Annotated in this window: 2 protein-coding genes; both read right to left on the bottom strand. The window is 69.3% G+C overall.

Translation table 11 applies throughout. From position 1 onward, the window contains the following. Positions 1–482: fumarylacetoacetate hydrolase family protein (locus ACFYOH_RS44900; RefSeq protein WP_388638175.1), on the bottom strand; the 482-nt coding region annotated here is incomplete at its 3' end. Next, the coding region (locus tag ACFYOH_RS44895) for a VOC family protein (RefSeq protein WP_388638172.1) at positions 479–1,027 on the bottom strand (549 nt) is incomplete at its 5' end. The genes ACFYOH_RS44895 and ACFYOH_RS44900, both read right to left, overlap by 4 nt.

Raw genomic sequence — 1,027 nt, 5'->3', positions numbered from 1 at the left:
AGCTGGACGTCGCGGGCGCTGACGTCGTTGGTGAGGACGAGCCCGGCGACGTACGAAGAAAGGTCCTGCTCCTCCACAACTGTGCCCACCGGGAGCGTCGCGCCCATGACGAGGCCGAGTTCGACTTCGTAGTCGAGGAAGTTCACGTGTGCCGGGCGGACGATCGTGTCGTGCGGGCCGCTGACCGAGCCGGACGCCTTGCGGAAGAAGGTGGGCGGTATGTCGCCGGTGAAGCCCGAGTCCTTGGCGTGGCTGCGGTAGTTGACCATCTGGGCGACCACCCGGCAGGGGGTGGTGACCGGAGGCAGCGCCACCAGGTCGACCACGGGCGTACCGCTGTCGGTGGAGGCGGCGGCTTCACGGACCGCGTCGCGGTCGGCGAGCAGTTCGGCGGTGGTGACGGCCTTGGTGTCGATGCGGACGGCCCGCTCGTCGCGGACGACCCACCAGCCGTCGGTGGTGCGCAGAACGTTGGTGCTCATGAGCTCATCGCTTTCATCAGGCCCAGCAGGCGTGCGGGGTCGAGTTCGTTGTCGTCGCGCAGGGCCCTCATGACCTGGCGCAGCTTGGCCGGGGACGGGCTCGCGCCCAGGAAGTCGCGGGTGACCGGCGGGCCCCACTGGGCCAGGCCGCTCGCCGACATCGGCGCCCACCCTGGTTCGAGGTCGCAGGAGAACAGGTCGCCGTCGGCGAAGTGCTCCAGCATGAAGTGGTCGGGGTCGCGCCAGTAGTCGAAGAGCTGGCTGCCCTGGATGTGCCGGCCGATGCCCCAGCTGCGCTTGTAGCCGCGCTCGGCCAGGTACTCGCCGCCGGCGGCGATCGAGTCGAGGTCGGTGACCTGGTAGGCGGAGTGGACGTATCCGGTGCCGGGCCCCAGGTGCAGGGCGAGGGTGTGGTGGTCGACCGCCAAGCTGCCCTGGTCACAGCGGATGAACGCCATGGTCGGCCCGCGCTGGCGCTGCCCGTCGAGGAACAGGAAGTCGGACACGATCATGCCAAGGGTGTCCAAGTACCAGTCCAGAGTGCG

Source organism: Streptomyces sp. NPDC007856 (assembly GCF_042868225.1).
GTDB lineage: Bacteria > Actinomycetota > Actinomycetes > Streptomycetales > Streptomycetaceae > Streptomyces.
This window is presented reverse-complemented; position numbering and strand designations above follow the sequence as displayed.